Raw genomic sequence first — 25,197 nt, 5'->3', positions numbered from 1 at the left:
ACTAAAAATATGAGATGCATAGCTTCACTTTGATTATCATATTCTTCGGTTTATATCTTGACAAAAAATAACTTTGACGTACGTTGTTAGATGTGGTAAGTTGCGCTACGCTATTAATCCAAATCGCCTAAGTAATTAGTTCTTTGATTTCAATGAGTTATCACTCCCAGACATACGCGATCGCTAGTCGCCAAGAAGATTTAGAGAGACACCTGCTAGAGCTGTCTGTCGTTGACCGTGAGCAGTTGGCAGTTGCTAAACGCTGGCAAGCCCGACAGGAGGGGCCATTGCTAATGATTTTGCTACAGCTTAGTTTTATCGACCTGCATCAGTTTAGTGGCTTACTTGACTGGTCTGGACAGGGCTAACCAAAAAAAGCAAAGCGCCCGCGTAGCGGGCGCTTTGCTTTTTTTTGGGACTTATCCGCCACTCACAGGTGGTATCAGTGCTACCTCATCGCCATTTTTAAGAATTGTCTGTGGTTCGGCAAAATTGAGATTCACTGCATAACGAGTTAGCGATCGCCATTTCTCAAGATGTGGATGTTGAATCGCTAGGCGATCGAATATTTGTGACACCGTTGTACCTGACGTTAGCGTAATTTGCATTTCATCGGTAGCGAGTACCTCTTGGAAAATCGCAAATAATTTAACAGTGATGTGAATATCTTCAGAAATTGATTTGTAGTTCATAGTTTTACAGCGCTTTGCCCTGAAATGAGAACTAAGAATTTTGTTAAACGTAGGGGCAATTCATGAATTGCCTTTACGTTTAACAGAAATCTTAGAGCTTATATTAATCTGCTTCTGCGTTTTCGTAAGCAGCGATGATGTTATGTACTAGAGGATGGCGCACTACATCATTTTTATCAAATAAGTTAAAGGAAACGCCTTCAACTCCTTTCAGAATATTCATGGCGATGATTAAGCCAGATTTTTGATGGCGGGGTAAATCTATCTGGGTAATGTCGCCCGTGACGACCATACGCGATTTAAAGCCCAGTCTAGTTAAGACCATTTTCATTTGGGCGGCAGTTGTGTTTTGAGCCTCATCAACAATGATGAATGAGTTACTGAGGGTACGTCCACGCATATAGGCAAGAGGTGCGACTTCGATAATGCCGCGCTCCATTAACTGTGGGACTTTCTCCGCCCCGATCATTTCGTTCATTGCATCGTAGAGAGGACGGAGATAGGGATCGATTTTTTGCTGCAAGTCTCCAGGCAGAAAACCGAGACTTTCACCTGCTTCGACTGCTGGTCGGGTGAGTATAATCCGCTCAAATTTATTGCTTTGCAATGCGCTCACCGCAGCAACAGCAGCGAGATAGGTTTTTCCAGTACCAGCTGGCCCCACACCAAAGATTAAATCGTGATTTTCCATCGCTCGCACATATTGCTGCTGGCGATAGGTGCGTGGCTGCACTGAGTCACCGCGACGATTACGAGAAATAGTGGCGCGATCGCGCCATTCGCCAGAGCGCTCCTCCGCGATCGCTTCACGAGCAGCACGAATATCCACAGCTGCGATCGTTTTTTCCTGTGACCACAATGGTTTTAATGCATTAACCATTTGTTCAACAAGGTTGATCTGCTCTGTTGTGCCATCAATTAATAGGTCTTGCCCCCGCATGATTATCCGCACACCTGTTGTTTCTGCAAGTAGTTTTAAGTTTTCCTCGCGTGTCCCAGCTAGACAGATTGCGCTACTAGGATTTGGCAAGCTTAAAATATACGGCTCGTTACGGGGAGTACCCATTAAATTAGTTATCCTCTGGTTGTGATTGTGATACACAGCGCTTTGTGTTCAAACCTGAACCAAGAAATTTTTTGAAAGTTTTGCAAAGCAAAACTTTCAAAAAATTTCTTGTGGTTCGTTTGATCGTAAATTGCTGTAAGTGGGTTTTGCCCCACCACATTACTTGATTAAATTCTCAGCGCCACTAATGACACGGACTGTCAAAATTTTGTCGCCTAGTCTTAGTTTATCCAAAGTTTCCTTGCCATCGGTGACATAACCAAAAACGGTATAGTTTCCATCTAGCAAATTTAAGCCTGCGGGGGTTAATTCTGATTCAAATAGGTAGATGAAAAACTGAGATGAACCAGCATTAGCATCATCATTAGGATGCGCCATGGCAACAGTGCCAAAGGCTGCGAAAGGCAGTACGGGCAATGTACCTGACAAACCTTGTTCCTCAAAAGTTTTGCCATAGGTTGGCACTTTTTGATCGGGTAGGCGCACCTCGATTGGGACAGTCCGATATTTTTTGGTTTTAGGATCGATATAACCATCGGCTGCACCATCGGGATCACCCGTCTGCAAGTAATAGTTTTCGTCGGCTCGCGTGAAAGTTAGACCATCGTAAAAGCCCTTCTGAACAAGATCAACAAATTGACCTGCATTGACTGGTGCATTGTAGCCATCGACTGTAATCGTAGCATTACCTTTTTCAGTGGATATCTCCACTAGGGCTCGTCCCTTGAGTTGGGGCAATTGGGCATATTGGGCAGGAACTTCAAAGGGGAAAGCTTGAATAAAGTCTGATTCGACTAAACCTACATAGTCCAAGGCTCTTTCCGATAACGCTTTAACACTGTTACGGTCTTTGACTGCGATCGCTTCTTGTAGAGGGACAAGGGCTGTCGTTAAGCTCGATAAATGTTCAGATACTAATCCTTGGCGATCGCTGCTAACTTCAGCGATTAACTGTGACTGATTTTGGCTTAGGGTTTGTGAAATCGTATCAATATCTCGTTTGAGGTTGCTCCATCGCTTCAGATTAGCTTGGCGAGGCATTTGCTCTAATGTACGCTGGACATCGCGCATCACTTCGCTATCAATCGGTAAAGCATTTCTCAAGATGACACGCGGATCTTTAATTGCACTTTTGGTTGGTAGTGCTGCTATGCTTGGCGCGATCGCCAATATCATCGTCAAACAAGTCACTAGCAAACAAGCGATTGTCAGCGTTACGCCCTTAAACCACCAAGATCTTCGAGAGACGAGCTCTCTTTGCTGGTTTGTTAGATTGCTGGTTCTTTCTAAATTACGATTTAAATTAAGATTTAACATTGCACTCAAAACTAAATTAGCCACTTAAAAAATGCTATTGCATTTGGTTGCACAGTTAGGCAAACTTAATTTGATTTCATGCAGTCCTATCTTTAAGAATTTATTATGACGGACGCAAGCATCGATTTACCAGAAGAGCATTATCCAAGTCGTGAGTCTGATAAATCAGATCTATCAGCATTAAAAAGCGATCGCCTATTTAGATCGATTATGGAAAATGTTGCCGATTTAATTGCAGTGATCGATGCTAAAGGTTATCGGATCTACAATAGCCCCTCCTATCAGAGAGTCTTGGGCTATACATCGGCAGAACTTAAAGGCACATGGGCTTACGATAAGATTCATCCCGATGATCAAGCGCAAGTAGTAAAAGCGGCGGCGGAAACCTTAAAAACGGGTGTGGGGAAATCTTTAGAATATCGGATGCAGCATAAAGACGGAAGTTGGCGAATTTTAGAATCTTCAGGCAACGTGATGCGCGATGGGCAAGGGAATGTTCAAAATATTGTGATTGTTGCCCGTGATATTAGCGATCGCAAAAAGGAGCAGTGGGAACGCCGTCGTGCCGAAAGAGAACTAGAGCGATCGCGTCAAAGTTATAAGGATCTAGTCAGACGAGAGGAAATGTTAAACCGTCGCCTTACTAGCCAGATTCGCAATTCCCTTGATCTAGATACGATCCTCGCAACAGCCGTAAACGAAATACAGGATCTATTACTGATCGATCTATGCAACTTCTTTTGGCATGTGCCCAATACTAATCCGCCAGAGTTTCAGCTTGTGCATTTTGCGGCTAGTCATAACTTTCTTGAGGCAGCCACCAGTTATCCTCTGTCGCAATTGTCTCAATTTGGTCAGCGCTTGCTTAGTCAAGAAATTATTCAGATTCAGTCGATATACACTAATCCAGAATTGGATAATGTTAGTCGGATGCTTCTAGCTGAAAAAGGTTTTACGTCGCAGTTACTTGTACCGATCAAAACCCGATCGCAAAAATTAGGGGTGATTGTTGCCGCGCATTGTCAAGGTAGTCGCCCTTGGGATGCGGATGAGGTAGAACTATTGCAAGCCGTGGCGAACCAATTGGCGATCGCGATCGATCAAGCCGAGCTATTTGACTCTGCTCAGACTAATGCTGCCAATGCCCAAGCCCAAGCCATACTGATCGAAAAAGCCCTTGCTGATTTGCAAAAAACCCAGAGCCAACTGATTCAAACCGAAAAAATGTCGAGTCTTGGTCAATTAGTAGCAGGGGTTGCCCATGAGATTAATAATCCTGTCAATTTTATCTATGGCAATCTCAACCATACCAACCGCTCTGTCCAGAATCTGCTAGATGCGATCGCTCTTTATCAAACAAATTATCCAGAACCAGTTCCCGAAATCTCTAAATTTCTCGATGAGATCGATCTGGAATTTCTCCAAGAAGATCTGCCGAAAATGCTGACATCGATGAAAATCGGAGCTGACCGCATTCGCCAAATTGTCTTGTCTTTACGAAATTTTTCGCGCACTGACCAAGAAGGAAGAAAACCCTTTAATATCCATGAAGGCTTGGATAGTACGTTACTGATTTTACAAAATCGCCTTAAAGCTTATGGCGATCGCCCTGCGATTAATTTAACTAAGCGTTATGGCAATATCCCGATTGTCAATGTTTATGCGGGGCAACTTAATCAAGTGTTTATGAACATTTTAAGCAATGCTATTGATGCGATCGATGAGAGTGTCGCAAATCGTGATCATGCTACCGATATTACCCAGCACCTAGCTAGTGAAATTTCGATCATTACTGAGTTGAAGCCGCCCACACCTGAAAATCATCAACTAATGGTGGTGATCCGCATTGCCGATAATGGGCGCGGTATTCCTGAAGATATTCTCAAAAAACTTTTCGATCCCTTTTTTACTACTAAGCCAGTGGGCAAAGGCACAGGGTTGGGGCTATCAATTAGTTATCAAATTGTGGTAGAGAAGCATCAAGGAAGATTGGAATGCTTTTCTAAAGTCGGCGTAGGGACAGAGTTTAGGATCGAAATCCCTGTATAGATACTAGAAGCCCTGCACTCAAGTGCGGGCTAAAAGCTCAAACCCTGTAAGGGTTTGGTTTTTAATTCACATAAGTGTTGTCACACTTTTGTGAATTAGTATTAATTGGAATTCTTCTTTAGTCTGCTTCAGCAGACTTGAGCTTTTAGCCAAGAACTTGAGTTCTTGGTTTATTGGCTACCTACACTATTTGGTTTTTCGATTATTCTAGGCATTGTAGAGATCGCTCCACTATGAAATCTAACTCACCAGACAATAACGCCTCACCCTTACAAAATATCTTCTCGTGGGTCAAGAACACCCCTGAGAGAGCAATTGACGAGGCTTTTGAAGCGGCTGTCAGCATCAAGCGGATTGAAGAAGAAACTTTTAAAGGTAATAAAATTTCTAATGATGGCAGCTTTGGTAGCAACGTATTTAGTGTATTTGAGATCCAGCTTCAGAAGTATCTCCGAACAATTAATGCGCGACTGAATTTCTACAAAGTTAGTGCCTCACTGCCCTATTTGCAGACTCAAAGCTCCAGCAATCTAGCCAATACCGCGATCGCCAAATACGCAGCCAACGATCAGGACAATGATCCCGTAGGCAATGGACAATTGTCAGCAAATCAACTATCTGGGAATAGTCGAAGATTTTCTATTTATCAGAAACTTGCATTTATTGACTACACTCTCGAAAGATATACCAGCCCAAGCGCTCAGACTATCGATGTTGTTGTTACACCTTCAGTAAAGACAAACTTATCTAACAGTAAAGGTATAGAGTCTGAAGAACCTGAGATAGAAACCGAAGAAAAGTTTCAACTTTTTAAAAACACTAAGCCTAAGAGTTATAGACGAACTCCTCAGCAGGTCACATCTGTAGAGAAGAGCATTTTGCCTGGTTCATTTTTTAAAGCTTTTGATCGGGTTAAACGTAATCTTAGTGGCTCATATACTGATTATGAGAAAGATATTGTTGAAGAATTGAGACAGTCGCGAAAGCGGATTAATCAGGCTTTACGCTACATTGTGGTTCTCGTAATTTCTGTGATCGCCGTGCAGTTTTTATCAAAAGCAGTGATTTTTAGTCCGATGATCAATAGCTTTATTGATGCTAATAATATGACTGTCAAGTTTAGCCCTGCAATCGAGGAAAAAGCTTTTAATACGCTACGACTAGCCAAAGAACGAATTGAATTTGATTTCATGATCAAATCAATTGTTCTGGAACAAGCGCAAGAGAAACAAGAAACTAGCGCTCCTAAAAAGACAGCTTCAGAAAAGCCAGAAGAATCTACAAACAATCCTAAAAAGACAGGCTCAGAACAATCAGAAGAACGCACTGTCAATGCTAAAAAGACAGCTTCAGAACAATCAGAAGAACTTGAGAAATTGATACAGGAGGAATCGGTTAAAATTTTAAAAAGATTCAACGCTGAAAGCCTTGATGGGGTTAAGAACTTACTAGCCGATATTACTGCTGCTTTTGTCTTTTACCTTTTTCTACTTTCAGGACGCAAAGAATTAGAAACTATTAAAGAGTTTCTAGATGAAGTTCTTTATAGTCTTAATGACAATGCTAAAGCCTTTCTGATTATTATCGCAACCGATACCTTTGTAGGATTCCACTCTAGCGAAGGATGGGATGCCTTGTTAACAGTTTTATTTAGTCATTTTGGACTACCTGAAAATAAAATCTTGGCGCAATCTTTTATCTCTACAGTTCCTGTTTTTTTGGATGGACTTTTCAAATTCTGGATTTTCCAATACCTAACGCAAGCTTCACCTGCCACCGCCACAATTTATCGAGAAATGAACGAATAAGTTTGACACCACTTTGTGCGTAAGAAAAAAGATAAAAGGCGGCGCTTCGCGCCGCCTTTTATCTTTAGAACCGAGAATTGCTGTAAGCGATCGCAAAAACAAGTTAAGATTTATGATGGCTTAGCGACCCAGCCGTTGACAGCCGTTGACTTTGTTAGTTGTGCAATAGATTTTTACAAATTCCCTATGATTTACGAAATTTTCATGCCCGCGCTTAGCTCCACCATGACCGAAGGCAAAATCACCTCTTGGGTGAAATCACCAGGTGACAAAGTGGAAAAAGGCGAAACTGTCGTGATTGTAGAGTCTGACAAAGCTGATATGGATGTCGAAACCTTCTATGAAGGTTATCTCGGCGTAATTCTCACGCCCGCAGGTGAATCTGCTCCTGTTGGCTCTGCGATCGCCTATGTCGCTGAGACCAAAGAAGAAATCGAAGAAGCTAAGTTGAAAGCGGCTGGTAAATCCTCGTCACAAAACGGATCGGCTGCTCCCAAACTATCTGAAGAGCCTCCCGCCAAATTAGTTTCTACCCCTACAGCAGCCTCGGTTGCTTCCATCCCTGATGTCGTCGTCTCCTCACCACGCAAATCTGCACCAACAGCAGCATCAGATCGTCAAATCGTATCCCCAAGAGCTAAGCGCATTGCTAAGGATAATGGGGTTGACCTAGCTAAAATCTCAGGAACTGGTCCCAACGGTCGAGTCACTGCTGCTGATGTCGAAGCATTTTTACAACCTGTGGCGGCTCCCGCAACAAAGGTTGCCACACCTGCACCATCAGTAACTGCTTCACCTGCCGCAAAACCATCAGCCCCCGCACCAGCATTGGGAACTGCACAATCACTTACTACCTTACAAAAGGCAGTAATCAACAATATGAATCAGAGTCTTTCTGTACCTACATTCCGTGTGGGCTACACGATTACTACTGATGCTCTAGATGCTCTCTACAAGCAAGTTAAGTCTAAGGGCGTGACCATGACCGCACTTTTGGCGAAGGCAGTTGCCGTAACTTTACAAAAGCATCCTTTGGTGAATGCAAGTCTTAGCGATCGCGGTATTGAGTATAAGAGCAATATTAATGTTGCCGTTGCTGTAGCAATGGATGACGGTGGCTTGATTACGCCTGTATTAAAAAATGCAGATCAAACCGACCTCTACAGTCTCTCTCGTGATTGGAAAGGACTAGTCGATCGCGCTCGTGCGAAGCAATTGCAACCTGATGAATACAACTCTGGCACATTCACCATTTCCAACTTGGGTATGTTTGGCGTTGATCGCTTCGATGCAATTTTGCCCCCTGGAACTGGTGCAATTTTAGCGATCGGTGGATCTCGTCCTCAGGTTGTGGCAACGAAGGATGGTGCAATCAAGGTTGCTAGTCAAATGCAAGTCAATCTCACTGCCGATCACCGTGTGATCTATGGCGCTCATGCGGCACAGTTCTTGCAAGATTTAGCCAAGTTGATTGAAACCAATGCTCAATCTTTGACTCTGTAATATTTCTGGCTGTTGATCAAAAAACCGTTATTGTCAGAAATTATTCGCGCTTCAGATGATCCCTATGTAGGGGCAAAGCATTCCCACAGCAATTCATAAATTTTGAGGTTGTTTTAATTTTGGGAATGCTTTGCCCTAAACTCGCAACGCAGGGACAATTTATCGGTGAAAGCGAAGAGGGTAGAGCTTTTGCGTTTCGAGGTGATGGGTGGAAAGCATGAAATACTGGCGCAAATGCTCTACCCCTACAGGTGATTGGTGATATTTTTCTGTGGTGATCGCTCCAAACTAAATTGGTGATCGCACATTTATCGGTCGTCTAAAAAATCAGAAATTTGGATTGGGAAAATGGTGTCAAGGACTATTCTCATGACACCATTTCAAAGATATCTTCGTCTGTGAAGTCACCTTGTAGGTCAGCTTTGTTAAGCATTTTTTTGCGTAGCGATCGAAATTGACGTACTAGCAGATATTCCCGAACCGCACGTTCGATAAGTTCTGTTGATGAAATCGCCTCAATTTTTGATCGCAATTCGAGTGAAGCTTTTACATCTACTGGCAGATTTATGGTTATTGCTTCTTGCATAGAGCATTAGGGACAAAGTAAAAAAGCATTGCTTGTGAGTATTTTAGCAAAAAGCAAGTTTTCTTAGAGACTAGACATTTACTCGGCGATCGCGAAGCTCTCCACAAAAAAGCGATCGCTTAACAATTATTTGTTATTTGTACTTGGCGATCGCCGACAACTTCTCGAAACTCAACAACAAAGTAGAATGTTTTGATTGCCTAATTTCGGCGGAAAACAGTTAACCTTGTCGAGCTTATCGGTTCAGTCTAACGTTCCATCTGAGCGGCTGCAAGTAGCTTTTGCACCATTACTAGAATTTCTCAGCAGTCCGCTCCAGTCGAGTTATTATGCCGCTGACACTTCACGGATACATAACATAAATATCCTTAAAATATGCATACTGGTATAATTGGTTCAAAGAAACTATCGCTTCGATACACATATGCCGAGAAGTTACTCATCAATACGTCTTGAGATGGAAAAGATTGAAAATTCTCTCCATATTAGAGCTTATGTAAAGATGAGAGAACTATCCTTGAGTTTCTACACATTTAAAGAGAATCACCAGATGCTCAAGCAGCATTTGAATGCTAATGATGATATGGATTATCAACTCCAATTTGAGTACAAACCCCTCAGGTGGCAGTACCATCCATTGCAACAAGAAACTTATCGACTACTCCTCAATTTTGTTGCCTCAGCGATGGCTTTGGTTGAACATACTAGAAATATTGTCAGAGACACTTATTCCAACTGTCAATTTCAAAGAGAATACCAAAACAAAATTAGTCAAGAGATGAAAGATGCTCCAGTTAACAAATTTATTCAAGATTTAAGATCTCATATTTTGCATAATAAATTCCCTTTTGTTGGAATTCAATTTCATCATCAGCGGATTTCATCACTTGGAGATTCGGAGAATCTTTGCAGCACAAAAATCAGGCTTACATTCAGCAGGGATGGATTACTAAAATGGGATAAATGGACAAAGCCTGCCCGAGAATATTTAGATTCTCAAGGCGATTTAATTTTTATTGATGTCTTGATTGATGAATATTACTCACTAATTGAAAGCTTTCATTTATGGCTCAATAAAAGACAACAAGAAATGCACGAATCCGAATATTCATGGCTGCTCGACCAATGGGAAGAACTTTATAAAGAGCTTGACGATGCTATATTGGCAAAAAGGTTTGATTAACTAATGCTGTTTGAATTAAGAAATTATCATGTCATTTTCATCTCAGTCTCTCATCAAGAGAGAACCTGCTGCATAACTATGTATTAGACGGAAAAATTCTACCTAAGTATGATTATGGGGGGGCTGAATATAAAATTTCTGGCTAACTATACCATATGACATATTTAGACGGAAAATTTTGGCTAATCACTCAAATAGCTTGTTAGCCCAATACCGTCATATATTATTCGGATTAATTGCTTAACAATTTTACTGTGCAAACTGAGAGTCCGCCTAGGAAATCGCTAGATAGAATCAGCTACAGTATACATACGGATTAAGCACTATTCCAAACTCACCAAGGGAAGCTATGTGCAATATACAATTGATGAACTGAAAACTATTATTGGGATAGAAAAAGATTCTAAGACTTGGCACAGATTCACACTAGATAAAAGAAAATAAAGCCATGACGATCGCTACAGAACAAGCTAAATCTAAAGCCAAAATTTGGACTGATGAAGAGTTTATGGCTTTACCCGATCGCGGCGATCTAGTGCGACCTAATGCCGAACAAAGGATTTGGCTAGAAAATATCAGTTGGCAAACCTTCGAGCAATTGCTGGAAGATGTAGGCGATCGCCGCAGCACTTTATTTCATTACATCAATGGAAACTTAGAAATTATGTCGCCAATGGCGCTACATGAGAGCAGCAATCGGTTTATTGATGATTTAATTCGGGTGCTGTCCGATGAACTAGAGATAGATTTATGTAAATGCGGCTCATTATTGATGCGGATTTCTGAACTCAAGATTGGTGCAGAACCCGATTCTTGTTATTACATTCAAAATGAGCCAAAGATTCGGAATCAAGAAGTAATTACGATGGGGCAAGATCCGCCACCCGATCTAGTGTTAGAAGTTGACATTACCAATCCGAGCGATCGCCGTTTACCGATTTATGCTCAACTCCAAGTTCCTGAAATTTGGATCTATAACGGCTATAACTTAGAGTTTCTAGGCTTAGAAAATGGGGCATATCGCAAAATAGAACATAGTTTATCTTTTCCTAATTTACCTGCGGCGATGGTGGTGGAGTTTGTGCAGAAGCGATTTGAACTAGGTGATCGGCAAACCCTCAAAGAATTTCGGCAATGGGTGAGCGACAACCTTAAAAAAAACTAGAGACTATTCGGGATCACTCAAAAAAGACTGTTAATATATTAAGTAATAAAAATTAATATAACTTTTTAACATACATTGTTTTTATCTCCTGACAAGGTTGAACTTGAGGAGCGCTCCTTAGCACGGGCAACAGTTCAGGTTCTACCCCCTACTGTCAATGTCACGTCAGCGTTTCCGCAATACTTATCACAATATTTACTATCCGCAGCCTCACTGTTACAACATTGGCGCATCTGGTTTGCATCACTCTTTTTAGTATCCGTCCCCGTCTTCTTTGAAGCTCCCCTTGTGCGCTACGCCCCTTGGTTGAGCTTGATTTGTACCGTCGGTTGGTTAGCGATCGCCAAACATCTTCAAGCAGACCCCAAAAAACAAGTATGGGGCAGTCTCACTTGGGGCTTTAGCCTGACTTGGTTATGTGGCTCTCTGTATTGGGGCTGGCTACGCTGGGAGCCTGCCTACCATGTACCAGTCGAAGCTTTAGCTTTGCCTTGGGCAATCTGGGCAACTCGTCAAGATTCACACCGAGTCGGGGGGCTGTTTTATATAGGCTCACTATTCGGCACAGCTATTACCGATCTGTATTTCTACATCGCGCATCTTTTTCCTAACTGGAAAGCCTTGATGCAAGTTGAATCAAATATTAGTCTTGCTCAACCGATTTTAAAAAATGCTTTAACTTTGGTCGAAACACCTTGGGGAATGACTTGGGCTTGTATTTTGGCAGCTTTGCTCTTGATTACTGGAAATAAAGCAATGCGATCGCCTAGTCTTGGCTACTGGGCTTTTGGAGGAGCAGTGTTAGGAACAATTCTTGTGGATTTATTGTTTTTTAGCGTGGCAGTCATAGGCTAAAAAAGAAAGGGCGCAAATCGCCCTTTCTTTTTTAGCAAAATAAAAACCCAGCGCTTTGGGCGCTGGGTGCAGTCAGTTTAAGGCTTCATTGATAAGTAGATTACTTGAATAAGATAGAGCTTTACCTCACGCGATCGGGTGAAATATTTCCAACAACAACAGCTCTGCTTTGCAGGGCTGTTGTTGTTTAGTCGATTGGCAAAGAATCCACTTTTTTGAATTCCCCATTCCAAGGTGCGAAAAATGGCAAGAACATCATCCCAGGAATGGCTAATACCAACGTAAACAAGAAAAATAAAGCCCAGCCCTTGCCATCACTACCAGCTAACCAAGAGATTTGATTAATCGAAGTCCATGAGGAAATATTACGCTGAATAAATTGGGCCGACTCGCCTGAAAATGGTGAAGCTATAAGATCTCGCCCAACCGCAAATAGACTTGAAAGCAGTGCAAATTGAGTTGCTGAGAAACTAGGATTGCACAACACCATCAGAAATCCCAAAAACCCTGCGGTTCCTAGACCACTGCAAAAGTTCTCTACATTGATTGCAGCTAGTAAAACTAGATCATTTTTCCCAGCAACGGCGATCGCGTAATAGCCAATGTTGCTAATTGCTTGCAAAAATCCAAATACCCATAGCGATCGATTAACCCCAATTTTGCTAAGAATAGCTCCCCCAGCCAAAGTCCCAACAATTGTGGCAACTAGTCCAATTCCCTGTCTGACCGTGCCAATCGTGCCATCATCAAAAATAGTTTTTAAGAAAGGGACTGCCATTTTACCCACCATGGCATCGCTAAATCGATAGAAGATCGTGAAAACAAGAATTAATAAAACCTTCCCCACACCCAAGCGTTGAAAAAATTCTTGAAAAGGCTTAACTACAGCTTCATCTAATGTCGCAGGACGAGCATTAGCTTCTGGCGGTTCGGGGGCGATGAATGTGGCGATCAGTCCTAGACTCATCACAACTGCTAATAACACATATACCCAAGCCCAACCCAATCGGCTTGCCAAGTTAAACCCAACAAACCCCGCAAATAGTAACGCAATGCGATAGCCCATTACCCAAATGCCAATCCCTGCACCAACTTCCTGGACTTCTAGCACATCAGTACGATAGGCATCGATCGCAATATCTTGAGTGGCACTTAGAAAGGCAAGTATCAAGGCGGCGATCGCCAATATTGGTAAAGCTGCCGTTCTTTCCATTGGCGCAATATTCCCTATTGCAAACATTTGTAAAGCGATCACCAAAATAGCAAGAACTAAACCGCCTTGTGTTATCAAAATCCATCCTCTACGTCGTCCTAGAAAAGGTGGCACAAAGCGATCAATAAAGGGTGACCACAGAAATTTGAGTGAATATGGCAGTGAAACTAAGCCTAGCCAGCCAATTGTACTAAGGTCAAACTTAGCGCTGGTAAGCCATGCGCGAAATGCATCATCGGTGAGTGCATAGGGTAGCCCTGACGCAAAGCCCAGTGACAAAAGCGCCGCCATTTTGCGACTCTGAAAAACTCGAAAAAATTGGGCGATCGTATTCATACTTGCGGATTAGACTACAATATATATGTAAGCGGAGACGAAAGTTTCCGTTCACTCCTCACACCACATTCCGCCTGAGCTTATGAGCAGCAAAGGCGGTTTCTTATTTTTTGCCTATAAAAGGCAAATTTTGGTGTCGCCTGAGCTTATACGCATCAGCAGCAAGGGTGGTTTCTTATTTTTTGCCTATAAAAGGCAAATTTTGGTGTCGCCAGAGCTAGCTTAAGAGCATCAGCATAAGACAGAGGATGTTTTGTTTTTTGACTATATAACTATTTGGGTTTCCCCACCGTAGTCGATAAAAACCCAAATTAGTGTCATAACAGCTTTGTGATATTACAAAGTTATTGCGCGTACTCAAAAATTTGCAATCGTTGCGAAGAGTTAACTCAATGGTTGAGTGCGTTGCTTAACAATTCTGGTTTTTAGCAAATGTGCAATGCTAGCTGTTATACTACCTACACGCAATTTTTGAAAATAAAAGTTTTTAATATTTAGGGAGTTAGCAAAGCATGTCATCAGCGATCGCCGTCACAGATGCTAGCTTTGAGCAGGACGTACTTAAAAGTGACATCCCTGTTCTAGTAGATTTTTGGGCCCCTTGGTGTGGCCCTTGCCGTATGGTTGCTCCTGTAGTCGAAGAAGTCGCTACACAATATGAGGGCAAGATCAAAGTTTTTAAGCTTAATACCGATGAGAATCCTAGCGTAGCTGGACAATATGGCATTCGCAGTATTCCCACGCTCATGTTATTTAAGGGTGGTCAAAGGGTGGATGTGGTTGTAGGTGCTGTCCCTAAGACAACATTATCTACCACTATCGAAAAGCACTTAGATAGTTAAGAATTTTTCCAACCATATAAAGTAAAAGGGGCGCATTGCGCCCCTTTTACTTTATATGGTTAAGCGCAAAGCGCTATATTTAAAGTCAATACCTACTAGCTAATTTAACGAAACTAAGTGGTGTCACAATCTAAGATTGTCGAAATTTTATCTGCTGACGAGTTGCGTCGGACGATCAATCGTTTGGCTTCGCAAATTGTCGAAGCTAGTGATGATCTCTCTAATGTTGTTTTACTTGGTGTTTATACTCGTGGTGTCCCCTTGGGTGTGGCGATCGCAAAGCAGATTGAGACTCTGGAAGGAATTTTAGTGCCTTCAGGCGCTTTGGATATTACATTTTATCGAGATGATCTCGACAAAATTGGGCTGCGAACACCCAGCAAAACCGAGATTCCTTTTGATCTTAATGGTAAAACTATCGTCTTAGTCGATGATGTTATTTACAGCGGTCGAACAATTGGAGCTGCTTTAAGTGCAATTCATGACTATGGTCGCCCCAAAGTAGTTAGATTATTGGCTCTGATCGATCGCGGTCATCGTGAGCTTCCAATTCATCCTGATTATGTTGGGCGAACCCTGCCAACTTCTAAGGATGAGCAGGTGAAAGTATTTTTGAATGCCGCAGGGGATGGTCGCGATGGCGTTGAGTTAATTAAACCACTTAGTTAGAAACTTGACAGCTTTAATCAGGTATTACGGTAACATGGTATTACCGTAATACTATATGATGCCATGCAAGCAACCAAAAAGGCTTTAGTCTCAAAAGTTACTTCTAAATTTCAAACAACAATCCCTCAATCTATTCGTGATGTTATGGGGATATCTCAGGGAGATGCGGTTGTATTTGAAATTGAGGAAGGTCGAGTCTTCATCAAAAGATTACAGCCATTAGATTTAGATTATCTCAATGCGGTGTCAGGGACACTTAGTGAGTGGTTATCGCCAGAAGATGAGGAAGCCTATCGTGACATTTAAGCAGTTTGATGTGGTCATAGTTCCTTTTCCTTTTACAGATACTGCTAATCAAAAACGAAGACCTGCACTCGTAATTTCTGACCACTTAGTTTTTAATGCGACCATGAGTCGTAGCATTATGGCGATGATTACAACTGCAAGTCATTCACCTTGGGCGCTTGATATAAATATTTTTGATTTGCCAAGCGCTGGACTTACTCATCCTTCCGTAATTAGAATGAAATTATTTACTTTAGATGATGTATTGGTAACAAAACGTATTGGGGCTTTAAGCCAAGCTGACCGTGAAGCAACTCAGAGATCGATCTCACAGCTTTTTAAGATTAGTCTTTAACGAAAAAGTCGCTGGTAGTGAGAGCTATATAGCTGCGATCGCTCTTTTGTACTACTTCTTAAATTATTTAAAGCAGGACTAATCACAAAAAGCGTAGTTCTGGTTAAGTTTTCTTTGATTGTGGTGGATGCCATTTCTGAAAGGGGAACCGTCAAAATCTTTTCATCTTCCCAACCTAATCGATAACAAATAGCGACGGTGGTATCAGATGGATAATGTTCAATTAACTTAGCTTGGACATTCTCGACATGATGAGCACTTAGATATAGACATAATGAAGCTTGATGGGCAGACAGACTCGATAATTCTTCGCGTTCAGGAACCTGAGTGCGCCCACTGATGCGCGTGAGAATTATCGTTTGGACTAGTTCGGGAACAGTTAGTTCTATTTGTAATCTTGCTGCTGCTAGTTGAAATGCGCTAACCCCAGGAATGATTTCAAAAGGGATTTCGGCTTCAACTAGAGACACTATTTGTTCTTGAATTGCACCATATAAACTAGGATCACCATCATGTAAACGGACTACGAGTTTTTGAGATCGCGCTCTATCAACAATAATCTCTAAGATCTCCTCTAGGGATTTGCTCGCAGTAGGAATTATTTCGGCATCAGAACGACAAAATTGCAGCATTGAGTCGGGGATGAGAGAATTCGCATAAACGATCACATCGGCTTTGATTAAGAGGTTACGCCCCTTAACTGTAATTAAGTCAGGGTCACCAGGCCCCGCACCGACGATATAAACTGGTTGCATTAAAAAACTCTAATATAAAGACAGCGCAACGCGCTGTCTTTATATTAGACAACTAACTGCCCTAAGCGATCGCACAAAATTGTTTTGATCTCAATTTTAAGATCTGTGTACTTCTGTACATAAGCTGTAGCTCGCCGCGTAATTTGATCAGTGAGGTACTGAAAAATCACGCGATCGCAGTCATGCTCAACTAATAATTTATGCACTGTTTCGGCTGTAAGCGAACGCTCTATTTCTTGAATTAATGCGATCGGTAAATTCTCATGTACAGCCGCTCTAACTAAAATATCTATTCTGGCATCAGCCAAGTGACTAGAGGTATTGAAAATTCCACCTGCTAGTTTTAATAACTTTCCATGATAGCCAACAAGAGTAATCGAAGTTACACCTAAAAGCGCAGCTTCTACTAACATTGCACCTACCCAATTGGCTGTCTGGACTAATTGCGAAGTTTGAAACCCAAGATTTTGAGCGACTTGGTAGCCATTTGCCCCGATATAAAATGCTATTTGATGGGAATTAGATGCTTTAGTGCGTAAATCTGCGCGAAACTCTTCGAGTTTATCTTCTACGGAGAGAGGTTTGGATATTGCAGAAGTTCCTAATAAAGATAGTCCCTCAAGAATACCAAAAGCAGCATTGGAAGTACGTTTAGCCAATGCTCTTCCTTCAGGCAAAATAAATCTAATTCTTGCGGAGAGATGCTCGGGCAGGAGTTGCAAGAGATTAACTTCTGCTAAATTTCGCGCTAATTGATAGATAGCTGGTTCTCCACTAGAAGTTCTTCCCAAACCTTCTCCAGCTTCCAAAATCATCCGTTCTCCACCCGTTGAAGATTCTAATTTTACCCAAGCCCAGACAGGAGTTCCTGCGGTCAGATCGAGATTGTCCCCTGGGTTACTAATGGCGATCGCGATCGCTGTATTGTCGTCAATAATTGCACTTTGAGCAATTTCCACTGTCCCTGAACCAGATTCTAGTAGATCAAGTTCTACTGAAGTTGAGTTCTTTCTTTTGATGGCAAAAATTGCGGCTTTGGCAGCAGCGATCGCAAATACAGGAAGAGTATACCCAGATTTCATATACGTAATTATCTCGATTAAACAGAGAGAGACAGCGCTTTGCGCTGTCTCTCTCTGTTATAGCTTTACTGAAACGATTAGGATTTATTTAATCTTGTCTTTGTGTTGAGGGCAAGAGATCGCCACGCTAGCACCAAGTACAAAACCTGTATACTCTTTCAATTTCGTGAGTTTGTCCGCAGGGATAGAACTACCTTGCTTGTCAAATTCTTTCTCGAGTGCATCGGTTAGGGTTTTCATGGGAACACCTGAGTCAAGTGCTTTACATGTTTCCGCCTCGACTAAACCAATGTACTTGATACCACCAGTTGCTTCATACATTTCCTTGTATTCAGCTTGATCTTTGATAAGGGCATCAATATCTTTAGTCTTACCTTCAGAAGGAGCATCTGCTTTAGGAGAAGCATCTGCTTTAGGAGAAGCATCTGCTTTAGGAGAAGCATCTGCTTTAGGAGAAGCATCTGCTTTAGGAGAAGCATCTGCTTTAGGAGAAGATGAAGCAGCCACTGACGGCGAAGGAGCTGTTGGTGTAGCACTAGGCTGCTGACATGAAGCTAATGCCAATGCAATGGATACAGGCAATAACAAACTACCAGCGAAGCGTTTAAGCATATTTGATATTTTAGGAATAAGATTTATCAGTCTAAATAATACTACCCTAACTATATTGCCTATATAGTACTTTTTGCTGCAACTTAAAAGTTATACCAATTCTCAAAATGGCGTTGCCATTTTGAGAATTCTAAAACCTTGCTAGGTTAGGATTTACGCTGTAGTTATGCACTTAAGAGCAGACTAAAAAAGTTCAACCCCATTTCGACGGGTTGCTTGGAAGTATTCTCTAGCATACTTGAGCTTTTAGCATCAATTCTCATTATCAAACCAATTTTGGACTTTTTGAAAGCAAGCCTACGTCGCAGGTATAGCTGTCGCCAAATGTACTAGGACATAAAATCCAAGAATTGGTTGGCGGCGCTCCGCGCCGCCAACCAATTCTTGGATTTTGATTTGTCCTAAGACAAGTGACATTAGCTATAAAATCTTCATCGCCCGCACAGTGGGCAGTGAAGATTTTAGGGTTTATATTTAATTGAGCCTAGCTACCTAAAATTTTAAGGATTGTTATTAGAAAGTAAAAGAGGCATCTTACGATTAATTTCTGATTTTCAGGAATTTTATTGACAATCGCACCAACAATAAGAGTTAGGCTTATTATTTAGATTACATTTTGGCTTTACTTAGGTACGCGAAGATTTATGTTTAATGCAACTGAACTGCTGATCGGTAACTTTGTTGAACAACTAAAGCTAGGATATCGCCGTACCTATGGCGGCTATCTACATGATTACGAAGATATTATCGGCTGGGCTGGCAACATGGCGTTGGAAAATATTGCCAATAGTGATGCTCTTTATCACAATGTCGAACATACGATCTTAGTGACGCTAGTTGGTCAAGAAATTTTGCGAGGTAAGCATATCCGTGAAGGACGAGTCTCACCTGAAGATTGGTTGCATTACATTATTTCTCTTGTTTGCCATGACATTGGCTATGTTAAAGGGGTTTGCCTCCAAGATGGAGGTGGTAAATTTGCAACTGGTATTGGTGAGGCAATGGTGGAGTTACCTGCTGGAGCGTCAGATGCGGGACTAACGCCATACCATGTCGATCGCGCTAAACTATTTGTAAATCAGCGCTTTGCTAATCATTCTTTGATTAAGTCTGAGAAAATTTGCCGAAATATTGAATTAACAAGATTTCCTGTACCAAAAACTGGCGACCATCAGGATACTACGCATTTTGCAGGCTTGGTGCGATCGGCAGATTTGATCGGACAGCTCAGCGATCCCCGTTATCTCAAAAAAATTGGGGCTTTATTTTATGAGTTTGAAGAAACTGGTGTAAATATGGCGCTTGGCTACGCTCACCCAGGGGACTTACGCCGAAACTATCCTAAATTCTATTGGACAAGCGTATATCCATTTGTTAAAGATGCTCTGTACTATTTGTCTCTGACACAGCAAGGTCAAGAGATTGTAGCGCACCTTTATTCCAATGTTTTTGTAGTCGAACATGAGAAGCCAGAATATCAACCATAATCCACAAAAAAAGAGAGTTCCCAAAGGGAACTCTCTTTTTTTGTGGACAAATTTAAGAGTTAACTTTGCCGTAAAAAATGCCGCGAATGATGACTTCCTTGGGTTCAACACCTCCAAGATCGTTGTCAGAGGTTTGCTCAGTCTCAAAAGTACCAGCAATTTCGCCAGTATCAGCATTGAGCTTAGCGATTTGCAATGACATAGTACCTTTGGAGGTCGAGTCATCCTTTACGCTTCTGTTATCAAAAGAATTACGCTTAGCAGGTAATGCTTCAGCAGAGTCATAACCGATCGCTAGACCACGACCCTTAGGATCGATAAAGCCTGAGCCACGATAGGTAGGAACATCGGTAGGACCAACAAAGTCAACCGATGTGGTGATGCCATTTACACCAGGAGCAGTTTTGGCATTGAAACCTTTGATGGTAAACAAAATTGCTACCAGTTCACCACCAGGCATTTTGACAGTGATGGGTTGATAGTCTAAACCATCAGTTTCTACTAGGGAAAGGCTACCATCGCTATTTCCAGTAACAGTTGCTTTCACGAAGTCGAGGCTAGAAGTTGAGCGAGTCATCAGCTTGCTAGCAACAAACTCAGATTTTTTACGCTTATTGCTAGATTCTTCTTTAACAAAAAATGAAGTTGGCTCTAGGCAAAGCTCTGTTATTTCGACAGACTGACCTGCACCAATGGGAATAAAGTTGCGGCCGCCGCGAGAAGAACCCAGAATGTCAGGACATTTATTTGCTAAACCAGTATTTAAAATTTGGTCATAGGTCAAGCCTTGAGTACCTGCGATCGCATTAGTAGCAAATAGACCGCTTACTACTAACAGACATAAACTGATACACAATGTAAAAATTGCTTTCGTAAAACTACGAAATTTCATAAATAACCTCTTTTTAATTTAATGGGATTTAACGGTTAGTATTTTAGAGTTAGGACGGATTGAGCAAAGCACAGCCTATGATAACTCTGTTAAAAATACGATCTAGTTTGGGATTTTAAATTGAGATCGTTAAGGAGTTGGTGTTGCTTTAGACTAGCCATAGGGGTTAGCTAACTAAAGACTTAATTTATAAAATTCCAATCACCATATTATCGCGCACGAGGGTACTTAGCTTGGCACAAACTGAAATCCAATCACAGAACCAATCACAACCGAGGCAAACTGCAAATTTATCGGAGGTTGATGCGATCAGCGATCGCCTATGGCAAATTGCTCAAGATCAGCAAAACGATGTGGCTAGTCTTTTGCAGATTTTACGAGTTTTAGAAGTAATCCATAAGCGCATTCGCGATGATTTGTTCCAACCAGCTTTACCTACAAGTCGCCATGAGTTGTTTAATCTTTTACGCGATATTGAAACAAATGGTGGTTGGCCACATATTTATCGCATGAAAATCAATGAAATTTGCCGCTATTTAGAACAACCCGAAGCATTAGAAGAATAAATTGGGGATCTAGCAAGGAGCATTATTTAAGTTTGTACCAAAAAGCAGAAGAGGCATTTTACACCTCTTCTGCTTTCTGATTTTTATGTTGTTACTAGACGCGACGATATTGCTGATAAGCAGCAAAAAACAGTCCGCCAAGGGTAATGAAAATAAGACCGAGGCAAATGCCCGACAGAATTGGTTCTACCATAAATATTTATTAAACTCACTGACTTATATAGTTTACTTTAGCTATTCTCATTATGAAAATCAGTTTTTGCATTTTTACGATTTTGTAGCTGTTAATAGTCTTTCCTTATACAAAAAAATGGCTATGCCATTTTTTGTATTACTAATAAAACTCGCCTAGTTCTAAGGAATAATCAGTGAACGCAGGACACTCGACTGATTAGGTTCTGGTGTGACCACGGGCTGAGGCGGTGTGCTTGTTTTTGCATCCACATCACCACTTAGGGCATTTGGAGCAGGCTGCACCAAAAAGAGCTGTTCGGTACTTTCATATAGTTTCTGAGCTAATACATCATTGGCAGCTTCAGTCAGATGGATGGGATCGATGAAGGCTTGCTGGTTAGTATTTTGAAACAGCTGATAAAAACTGACAAATTTGGCCTTGATCGGGCTATTGCTCAGAGCTTGTTCAGTGAGCATGTAAGCATTAGTAGCGCGATCGCTATATTCCTTGCCCAAAGATTTTAGAATACCTTCTTCTTCTTTGGTTAAGGATTTTTGCTTGCCTGTTATTTCTGGCTGAAGCAGGATCAAAGCAGGAATATTATTAGTCAATCTCATCATTTGCTGAGTATTGTAGAGATATCGGTCAACTCTTTTTTGAGTTTCCTTAGGATCTTTGCTAAGTTGTTCAGCATTAAAAACTTGATATTCAGAGCTAAATGTACTGATATCTGCTGGTATTACCCATTTTTGCCATGCTTTGACTAGATAGAGCGAATTTAACCAATTATTAAATTGCTGGGTTAGATGTTGTCGATATTGGGCTAGTGGATCACGTAGCATTTGCTCAACATTCCCAATTTCGCGAGCAGTCTGATTGCTAGGCGATCGCAAATCTTCATAGCCATCGAGAATCAACAGTGCATTGGGGCTATATGTCATTACCTTATGCGCTAATAGAGCTAGTTCATTGCCAGAGCTATAGCCAGGAGCCGCAGCCGCAATTACTCTATAGCTGCCATCACGAATACGCGGAGGTAATGCTCGCATCGCTTCAATTTGGTCGGCAAAGTAGGGGATTTCTTTGGGCTTAAACTTTTCGGGACTGCTATTCTGAGCACGGACGCGCTCGTTCAGCAATTTCTCAACCTTAAAAGCTAGAGCATTTTGATTCTTTTCCGCCATATTTGTAAAAGCGGTGGAGCCACCAACCAAAAAGACTCGGATCTCGTTAGGAGGCTTGACAACGGGGACGGATGAATCTTGGCGAAAGCCCTGATCGTTGATTTGCCAATATTCACTACTTTGACTGGGAAGCAATTCATAACCCAGTAGTGGACTGCGTTTTACTTGGAGCTGCCCAGCATCTGGTAGTCCAGGATAGTTATTACCATTAGAGTCCTGCAATTTAAAGGCGTAGGACTGAGCGATCGCTACAGTTTTGTTGGGGGCGAGCTGGTTGTTACTACCTGTTGCTAAAACTGCTCCTCGTGCGATTAGTTCCGCCAAAATCAATATTAATGGCAGACCAATTAGGATCAAAAGTAGAGTATTTCGCAACCAAGATTTGCGCTTGGATTGCCAAGAAGTTGTATATCGGGGTCTACGCATGACTAGGCTACTGGTGTGCAGCTTTACAGCTTATAACAATTTTTATCTCAATCTTCAGAAACTTGAATTGCGGCTTCGCCGCAATTCAAGTTATTTGAGTTGAATCAACTCGATTTTATAGCCATCTGGATCTTCGACAAAGGCAATTTCAGTTGTGCCATGCTTCATCGGTCCTGGCTCACGGGTAATTTTGCCGCCTTTTTCTCGAATAGCGTCACAGGCGGTATAAATATTTTCCATACCTAACGCAATATGACCATAGCCAGTGCCAATGTCGTAGGTACTGGTATCCCAATTATGGGTTAGCTCAATGACGGCATTGCTCGATTCATCGCCGTAACCAACGAAGGCGAGGGTAAAGCGCCCATCAGGATAATCCTTACGACGCAATATTTTCATACCTAGGACATTACTATAAAAATCAAGCGATCGCTCTAGATCGCCAACTCGAATCATGGTGTGCAAAACGCGCATTTTGGTTTTCCTCTAAATTTTTATTAGAGACATGCCCAGCATGTCTCTAATAGTTTAACGATCATAATCTTCATCATCTAGACTCTTATGCTCAACTAACCAGTCAGAGTTTTGTCCACCGATAATTACTTCTTCGATCGCGACATATTCCTTATCAAATTGGCGCAACGCATTTACCAAAGTATCGATCGCGATCGCATCGGTCGTTCCCAAGTCAACCCAACAGCGCCCCCATTCGTTTTCGTATTCGAGATCAGTCATGTTGTGCATGACCGACATCATCTCATCATCGGCGGCTTGATTGTCATAGTCAAAATAGCTGACATCCACACCAGATTCTAAAACCTGCATATTGCAGGCATTGAAACCACCTAATTTACCAAGCAAAAACCAAGAATTAAATACCTCGTCTAACAGTTGTTTTTCTTGCTGGGAGGGGATTTCATTGAATTTTATCCAGATCCATAAGTCGAACCAATCGCATTCTCGAAATCTAACTTCCATAATCAACTTGCAGATCTTTCAAAAATCTCGATAAAAATATGTCAATACTAGTTTAGCAGTAGCTTAATCTGAACTCACATTAGAGTCAGGCTTTGAGGCTTGCGCTAGTTGGCGATGTCGGTGTCGTAAAAATAAGTAAATTGCTAGAGGGATTAGCCAATAGGGACAATAGACTAATAGCCAGATTGCTAGTTTTAATAGTCCGATGCTGACAACTGTAAAAGAATTGGCGGCGCTATTCCAAGTATTTTGTAATTGTGTGCCGAGATCAGATTGAGGTGCAATGGTCGATATCGCGGACAAAAGTCTTACCTGTATCGTTGAATAAGCAACTTGATTTTTTAGATTGGTGAACTGAGCATCAATTTGCTCAATCTCTTCCCTGACACGACTGAGTTCTTGCGTAACTTTTAGGACATCACCCACAGAGCCAGTCTGCTGGAGGATTCCCTGTAGCTGTACTTCAGTTTGTCGCAAATTTTTGAGGCGAGCTTGCAAATCCACCAATTGAGTAGAGACATCTTCAGCTTTAATTGCTCGCCCTTTGACAATTCCTAGCTGAGCGATCGCATCAATCATCAAATCAAGACGTTCTTGAGGAACTCTGAGTCTCAGGAAAACTGACTGTTCCATGTCAGAATTTCCTGAACGAAAGTCCTGTAATTCTAAAATATCTCCCTGTTGTTGTTTGATAAGTGCTGAGATGGCTTTAGTAACCTCTTCGATGGACTTGACTTGTAGAGAAATTTCAGCAGATTTAATTAGCAGCGGACGGGGGACAACTTCCTTTGCGGGGGCGTTTGTAGTTGAGGCTTGTTCGGGCTTAGATACAAGGTTAGGAGCGGAGGAGGGGGCTTTTAACGAAGAAGCACAACTGGCAAGAGCAATCACAGCAAGCATACTCACAGCTTTTAGAGATCGAGAGGTTTGACTTTTCAAATTCTTTCTCACTACAGGGTTTGCCAAGTTGACGTTAACTTGATTTTATATGTTGCACCATCTGAATTAAAACCAAAAAAACACGAGGGGCGGCGCTAAGCGCCGCCCCTCGTGTTTTTGGGTTGTTTAGCTTGCACTTGAGCGTAGGGCAATACATATTTACAGATATAGAGAATT

The 25,197-nt window shown here is 41.8% G+C and carries 27 protein-coding genes; 13 read left to right on the top strand and 14 right to left on the bottom strand.

Annotated features, from left to right (window positions below; translation table 11 throughout):
• Window positions 1-152 precede the first annotated feature (152 nt).
• Window positions 153-368 carry a DUF2949 domain-containing protein gene (locus tag PseudUWO311_RS03015; RefSeq protein ID WP_103670384.1) on the top strand — a complete coding sequence of 72 codons (216 nt, stop codon included), beginning with the start codon at window positions 153-155 and terminating at the stop codon, window positions 366-368.
• A 51-nt stretch (window positions 369-419) separates the two neighbouring features.
• On the opposite strand, the gene PseudUWO311_RS03010 is transcribed toward PseudUWO311_RS03015, so the two are convergent.
• The 3 genes from PseudUWO311_RS03010 to PseudUWO311_RS03000 form a co-directional block, all read right to left on the bottom strand.
• Window positions 420-692 (bottom strand): MoaD/ThiS family protein, encoded by a 273-nt coding sequence (locus tag PseudUWO311_RS03010; protein ID WP_142653596.1) that lies wholly within the window; start codon window positions 690-692, stop codon window positions 420-422.
• Window positions 693-795: 103 nt separating this feature from the next.
• Window positions 796-1,758 carry a PhoH family protein gene (locus tag PseudUWO311_RS03005; protein WP_142653595.1) on the bottom strand — a complete coding sequence of 321 codons (963 nt, stop codon included), beginning with the start codon at window positions 1,756-1,758 and terminating at the stop codon, window positions 796-798.
• A gap of 159 nt (window positions 1,759-1,917) precedes the next feature.
• Window positions 1,918-3,075: a peptidylprolyl isomerase gene (locus tag PseudUWO311_RS03000; RefSeq protein WP_142653594.1), complete on the bottom strand. Its 1,158-nt coding sequence runs from the start codon at window positions 3,073-3,075 to the stop codon at window positions 1,918-1,920.
• Between the two features lie 105 nt (window positions 3,076-3,180).
• Here PseudUWO311_RS03000 and PseudUWO311_RS02995 point away from each other — a divergent pair, with 105 nt between their 5' ends.
• The 3 genes from PseudUWO311_RS02995 (at window position 3,181) to PseudUWO311_RS02985 (ending at window position 8,435) form a co-directional block, all read left to right on the top strand.
• The gene (locus PseudUWO311_RS02995; RefSeq protein ID WP_142653593.1) at window positions 3,181-5,124 is read left to right on the top strand and encodes a PAS domain S-box protein; all 1,944 of its coding nucleotides are present in this window, start codon (window positions 3,181-3,183) and stop codon (window positions 5,122-5,124) included.
• A 233-nt stretch (window positions 5,125-5,357) separates the two neighbouring features.
• Window positions 5,358-6,932, top strand: coding sequence for a hypothetical protein (locus tag PseudUWO311_RS24310; protein WP_223807425.1), 1,575 nt, complete (start codon window positions 5,358-5,360; stop codon window positions 6,930-6,932).
• A 186-nt stretch (window positions 6,933-7,118) separates the two neighbouring features.
• Entirely contained in the window at window positions 7,119-8,435 is a 1,317-nt protein-coding gene (locus PseudUWO311_RS02985) for a dihydrolipoamide acetyltransferase family protein (RefSeq protein WP_142653592.1), read from the top strand.
• 367 nt (window positions 8,436-8,802) lie between these two features.
• On the opposite strand, the gene PseudUWO311_RS02980 is transcribed toward PseudUWO311_RS02985, so the two are convergent.
• Window positions 8,803-9,021 (bottom strand): ribbon-helix-helix protein, CopG family, encoded by a 219-nt coding sequence (locus PseudUWO311_RS02980; RefSeq protein ID WP_142653591.1) that lies wholly within the window; start codon window positions 9,019-9,021, stop codon window positions 8,803-8,805.
• Window positions 9,022-9,478: 457 nt separating this feature from the next.
• On the opposite strand from PseudUWO311_RS02980, the gene PseudUWO311_RS02975 reads away from it, so the two are divergent.
• The 3 genes from PseudUWO311_RS02975 (at window position 9,479) to PseudUWO311_RS02965 (ending at window position 12,224) form a co-directional block, all read left to right on the top strand.
• Complete coding sequence (locus PseudUWO311_RS02975; protein ID WP_142653590.1) at window positions 9,479-10,204, top strand: hypothetical protein; 726 nt, start codon at window positions 9,479-9,481, stop codon at window positions 10,202-10,204.
• Between the two features lie 448 nt (window positions 10,205-10,652).
• Window positions 10,653-11,369, top strand: coding sequence for a Uma2 family endonuclease (locus PseudUWO311_RS02970; protein WP_223807424.1), 717 nt, complete (start codon window positions 10,653-10,655; stop codon window positions 11,367-11,369).
• Between the two features lie 75 nt (window positions 11,370-11,444).
• A complete protein-coding gene (locus tag PseudUWO311_RS02965) occupies window positions 11,445-12,224 on the top strand; it encodes a DUF3120 domain-containing protein (RefSeq protein ID WP_142653589.1) in 780 nt (259 codons plus the stop codon).
• A gap of 187 nt (window positions 12,225-12,411) precedes the next feature.
• On the opposite strand, the gene PseudUWO311_RS02960 is transcribed toward PseudUWO311_RS02965, so the two are convergent.
• Window positions 12,412-13,773: an AmpG family muropeptide MFS transporter gene (locus PseudUWO311_RS02960; RefSeq protein WP_142653588.1), complete on the bottom strand. Its 1,362-nt coding sequence runs from the start codon at window positions 13,771-13,773 to the stop codon at window positions 12,412-12,414.
• 512 nt (window positions 13,774-14,285) lie between these two features.
• Here PseudUWO311_RS02960 and trxA point away from each other — a divergent pair.
• From trxA to PseudUWO311_RS02940, 4 genes are all read left to right on the top strand, one after another.
• A complete protein-coding gene (gene trxA, locus PseudUWO311_RS02955) occupies window positions 14,286-14,615 on the top strand; it encodes a thioredoxin (RefSeq protein ID WP_094534188.1) in 330 nt (109 codons plus the stop codon).
• Between the two features lie 120 nt (window positions 14,616-14,735).
• Complete coding sequence (pyrR, locus tag PseudUWO311_RS02950; RefSeq protein ID WP_142653587.1) at window positions 14,736-15,284, top strand: bifunctional pyr operon transcriptional regulator/uracil phosphoribosyltransferase PyrR; 549 nt, start codon at window positions 14,736-14,738, stop codon at window positions 15,282-15,284.
• Window positions 15,285-15,347: 63 nt separating this feature from the next.
• Window positions 15,348-15,590 (top strand): AbrB/MazE/SpoVT family DNA-binding domain-containing protein, encoded by a 243-nt coding sequence (locus tag PseudUWO311_RS02945; RefSeq protein ID WP_142653586.1) that lies wholly within the window; start codon window positions 15,348-15,350, stop codon window positions 15,588-15,590.
• A complete protein-coding gene (locus PseudUWO311_RS02940) occupies window positions 15,565-15,924 on the top strand; it encodes a type II toxin-antitoxin system PemK/MazF family toxin (RefSeq protein ID WP_190303375.1) in 360 nt (119 codons plus the stop codon). The genes PseudUWO311_RS02945 and PseudUWO311_RS02940 overlap by 26 nt, the downstream gene beginning before the upstream one ends.
• On the opposite strand, the gene cobM is transcribed toward PseudUWO311_RS02940, so the two are convergent.
• From cobM to PseudUWO311_RS23885, 3 genes are all read right to left on the bottom strand, one after another.
• A complete protein-coding gene (gene cobM / locus PseudUWO311_RS02935) occupies window positions 15,921-16,679 on the bottom strand; it encodes a precorrin-4 C(11)-methyltransferase (RefSeq protein WP_142653585.1) in 759 nt (252 codons plus the stop codon). The two genes, PseudUWO311_RS02940 and cobM, sit on opposite strands and share 4 nt — an antisense overlap.
• Before the next feature lie 44 nt (window positions 16,680-16,723).
• Window positions 16,724-17,761: a cobalt-precorrin-5B (C(1))-methyltransferase CbiD gene (gene cbiD / locus PseudUWO311_RS02930; RefSeq protein WP_142653584.1), complete on the bottom strand. Its 1,038-nt coding sequence runs from the start codon at window positions 17,759-17,761 to the stop codon at window positions 16,724-16,726.
• A gap of 84 nt (window positions 17,762-17,845) precedes the next feature.
• Entirely contained in the window at window positions 17,846-18,373 is a 528-nt protein-coding gene (locus PseudUWO311_RS23885) for a hypothetical protein (RefSeq protein ID WP_190303374.1), read from the bottom strand.
• Window positions 18,374-19,017: 644 nt separating this feature from the next.
• On the opposite strand from PseudUWO311_RS23885, the gene PseudUWO311_RS02915 reads away from it, so the two are divergent.
• Complete coding sequence (locus tag PseudUWO311_RS02915; protein ID WP_142653581.1) at window positions 19,018-19,860, top strand: Npun_R2479 family HD domain-containing metalloprotein; 843 nt, start codon at window positions 19,018-19,020, stop codon at window positions 19,858-19,860.
• Between the two features lie 52 nt (window positions 19,861-19,912).
• Here the strand turns inward: PseudUWO311_RS02915 and psbO are convergent, their stop codons facing one another.
• Window positions 19,913-20,752, bottom strand: a complete 840-nt coding sequence (gene psbO / locus PseudUWO311_RS02910; protein ID WP_142653580.1) for a photosystem II manganese-stabilizing polypeptide — start codon at window positions 20,750-20,752, stop codon at window positions 19,913-19,915.
• A 233-nt stretch (window positions 20,753-20,985) separates the two neighbouring features.
• Between psbO and PseudUWO311_RS02905 the strand changes: the two genes are divergently transcribed.
• Window positions 20,986-21,318 (top strand): hypothetical protein, encoded by a 333-nt coding sequence (locus PseudUWO311_RS02905; RefSeq protein ID WP_142653579.1) that lies wholly within the window; start codon window positions 20,986-20,988, stop codon window positions 21,316-21,318.
• A gap of 94 nt (window positions 21,319-21,412) precedes the next feature.
• Here the strand turns inward: PseudUWO311_RS02905 and petG are convergent, their stop codons facing one another.
• From petG to PseudUWO311_RS02880, 5 genes are all read right to left on the bottom strand, one after another.
• Entirely contained in the window at window positions 21,413-21,511 is a 99-nt protein-coding gene (gene petG / locus PseudUWO311_RS02900; protein WP_071590170.1) for a cytochrome b6-f complex subunit V, read from the bottom strand.
• A gap of 161 nt (window positions 21,512-21,672) precedes the next feature.
• On the bottom strand, window positions 21,673-23,103 hold the full coding sequence (locus PseudUWO311_RS02895; RefSeq protein ID WP_142653578.1) for an SGNH/GDSL hydrolase family protein: 1,431 nt from the start codon (window positions 23,101-23,103) through the stop codon (window positions 21,673-21,675).
• Window positions 23,104-23,193: 90 nt separating this feature from the next.
• Window positions 23,194-23,577: a lactoylglutathione lyase gene (gene gloA, locus PseudUWO311_RS02890; protein ID WP_142653577.1), complete on the bottom strand. Its 384-nt coding sequence runs from the start codon at window positions 23,575-23,577 to the stop codon at window positions 23,194-23,196.
• A 54-nt stretch (window positions 23,578-23,631) separates the two neighbouring features.
• Window positions 23,632-24,081, bottom strand: a complete 450-nt coding sequence (locus PseudUWO311_RS02885; protein WP_142653576.1) for a DUF3531 family protein — start codon at window positions 24,079-24,081, stop codon at window positions 23,632-23,634.
• 63 nt (window positions 24,082-24,144) lie between these two features.
• The gene (locus tag PseudUWO311_RS02880) at window positions 24,145-25,020 is read right to left on the bottom strand and encodes a DUF4349 domain-containing protein (RefSeq protein WP_190303373.1); all 876 of its coding nucleotides are present in this window, start codon (window positions 25,018-25,020) and stop codon (window positions 24,145-24,147) included.
• Window positions 25,021-25,197 lie beyond the last annotated feature (177 nt).

This window comes from Pseudanabaena sp. UWO311, from assembly GCF_006937785.1.
Taxonomy (GTDB): domain Bacteria; phylum Cyanobacteriota; class Cyanobacteriia; order Pseudanabaenales; family Pseudanabaenaceae; genus Pseudanabaena.
Note: the sequence above shows the minus strand (reverse complement) of the source record. Positions and strands in the feature narration are given on the sequence as shown.

Bases quoted from the DNA above. Each gene is read 5' to 3' on its own strand.
- PseudUWO311_RS02995 (WP_142653593.1), top strand. From the start codon at position 3,181: ATGACGGACGCAAGCATCGATTTACCAGAAGAGCATTATCCAAGTCGT.
- PseudUWO311_RS02945 (WP_142653586.1), top strand. From the start codon at position 15,348: ATGCAAGCAACCAAAAAGGCTTTAGTCTCAAAAGTTACTTCTAAATTT.
- PseudUWO311_RS02885 (WP_142653576.1), bottom strand. From the start codon at position 24,081: ATGGAAGTTAGATTTCGAGAATGCGATTGGTTCGACTTATGGATCTGG.
- PseudUWO311_RS24310 (WP_223807425.1), top strand. From the start codon at position 5,358: ATGAAATCTAACTCACCAGACAATAACGCCTCACCCTTACAAAATATC.
- PseudUWO311_RS03015 (WP_103670384.1), top strand. From the start codon at position 153: ATGAGTTATCACTCCCAGACATACGCGATCGCTAGTCGCCAAGAAGAT.
- PseudUWO311_RS02980 (WP_142653591.1), bottom strand. From the start codon at position 9,021: ATGCAAGAAGCAATAACCATAAATCTGCCAGTAGATGTAAAAGCTTCA.
- PseudUWO311_RS02915 (WP_142653581.1), top strand. From the start codon at position 19,018: ATGTTTAATGCAACTGAACTGCTGATCGGTAACTTTGTTGAACAACTA.
- PseudUWO311_RS02985 (WP_142653592.1), top strand. From the start codon at position 7,119: ATGATTTACGAAATTTTCATGCCCGCGCTTAGCTCCACCATGACCGAA.
- cbiD (WP_142653584.1), bottom strand. From the start codon at position 17,761: ATGAAATCTGGGTATACTCTTCCTGTATTTGCGATCGCTGCTGCCAAA.
- PseudUWO311_RS02975 (WP_142653590.1), top strand. From the start codon at position 9,479: ATGGAAAAGATTGAAAATTCTCTCCATATTAGAGCTTATGTAAAGATG.
- PseudUWO311_RS03010 (WP_142653596.1), bottom strand. From the start codon at position 692: ATGAACTACAAATCAATTTCTGAAGATATTCACATCACTGTTAAATTA.
- PseudUWO311_RS23885 (WP_190303374.1), bottom strand. From the start codon at position 18,373: ATGCTTAAACGCTTCGCTGGTAGTTTGTTATTGCCTGTATCCATTGCA.
- PseudUWO311_RS03005 (WP_142653595.1), bottom strand. From the start codon at position 1,758: ATGGGTACTCCCCGTAACGAGCCGTATATTTTAAGCTTGCCAAATCCT.
- PseudUWO311_RS02960 (WP_142653588.1), bottom strand. From the start codon at position 13,773: ATGAATACGATCGCCCAATTTTTTCGAGTTTTTCAGAGTCGCAAAATG.
- trxA (WP_094534188.1), top strand. From the start codon at position 14,286: ATGTCATCAGCGATCGCCGTCACAGATGCTAGCTTTGAGCAGGACGTA.
- PseudUWO311_RS02970 (WP_223807424.1), top strand. From the start codon at position 10,653: ATGACGATCGCTACAGAACAAGCTAAATCTAAAGCCAAAATTTGGACT.
- PseudUWO311_RS02940 (WP_190303375.1), top strand. From the start codon at position 15,565: ATGAGGAAGCCTATCGTGACATTTAAGCAGTTTGATGTGGTCATAGTT.
- gloA (WP_142653577.1), bottom strand. From the start codon at position 23,577: ATGCGCGTTTTGCACACCATGATTCGAGTTGGCGATCTAGAGCGATCG.
- petG (WP_071590170.1), bottom strand. From the start codon at position 21,511: ATGGTAGAACCAATTCTGTCGGGCATTTGCCTCGGTCTTATTTTCATT.
- PseudUWO311_RS02895 (WP_142653578.1), bottom strand. From the start codon at position 23,103: ATGCGTAGACCCCGATATACAACTTCTTGGCAATCCAAGCGCAAATCT.
- psbO (WP_142653580.1), bottom strand. From the start codon at position 20,752: ATGAAATTTCGTAGTTTTACGAAAGCAATTTTTACATTGTGTATCAGT.
- cobM (WP_142653585.1), bottom strand. From the start codon at position 16,679: ATGCAACCAGTTTATATCGTCGGTGCGGGGCCTGGTGACCCTGACTTA.
- PseudUWO311_RS03000 (WP_142653594.1), bottom strand. From the start codon at position 3,075: ATGTTAAATCTTAATTTAAATCGTAATTTAGAAAGAACCAGCAATCTA.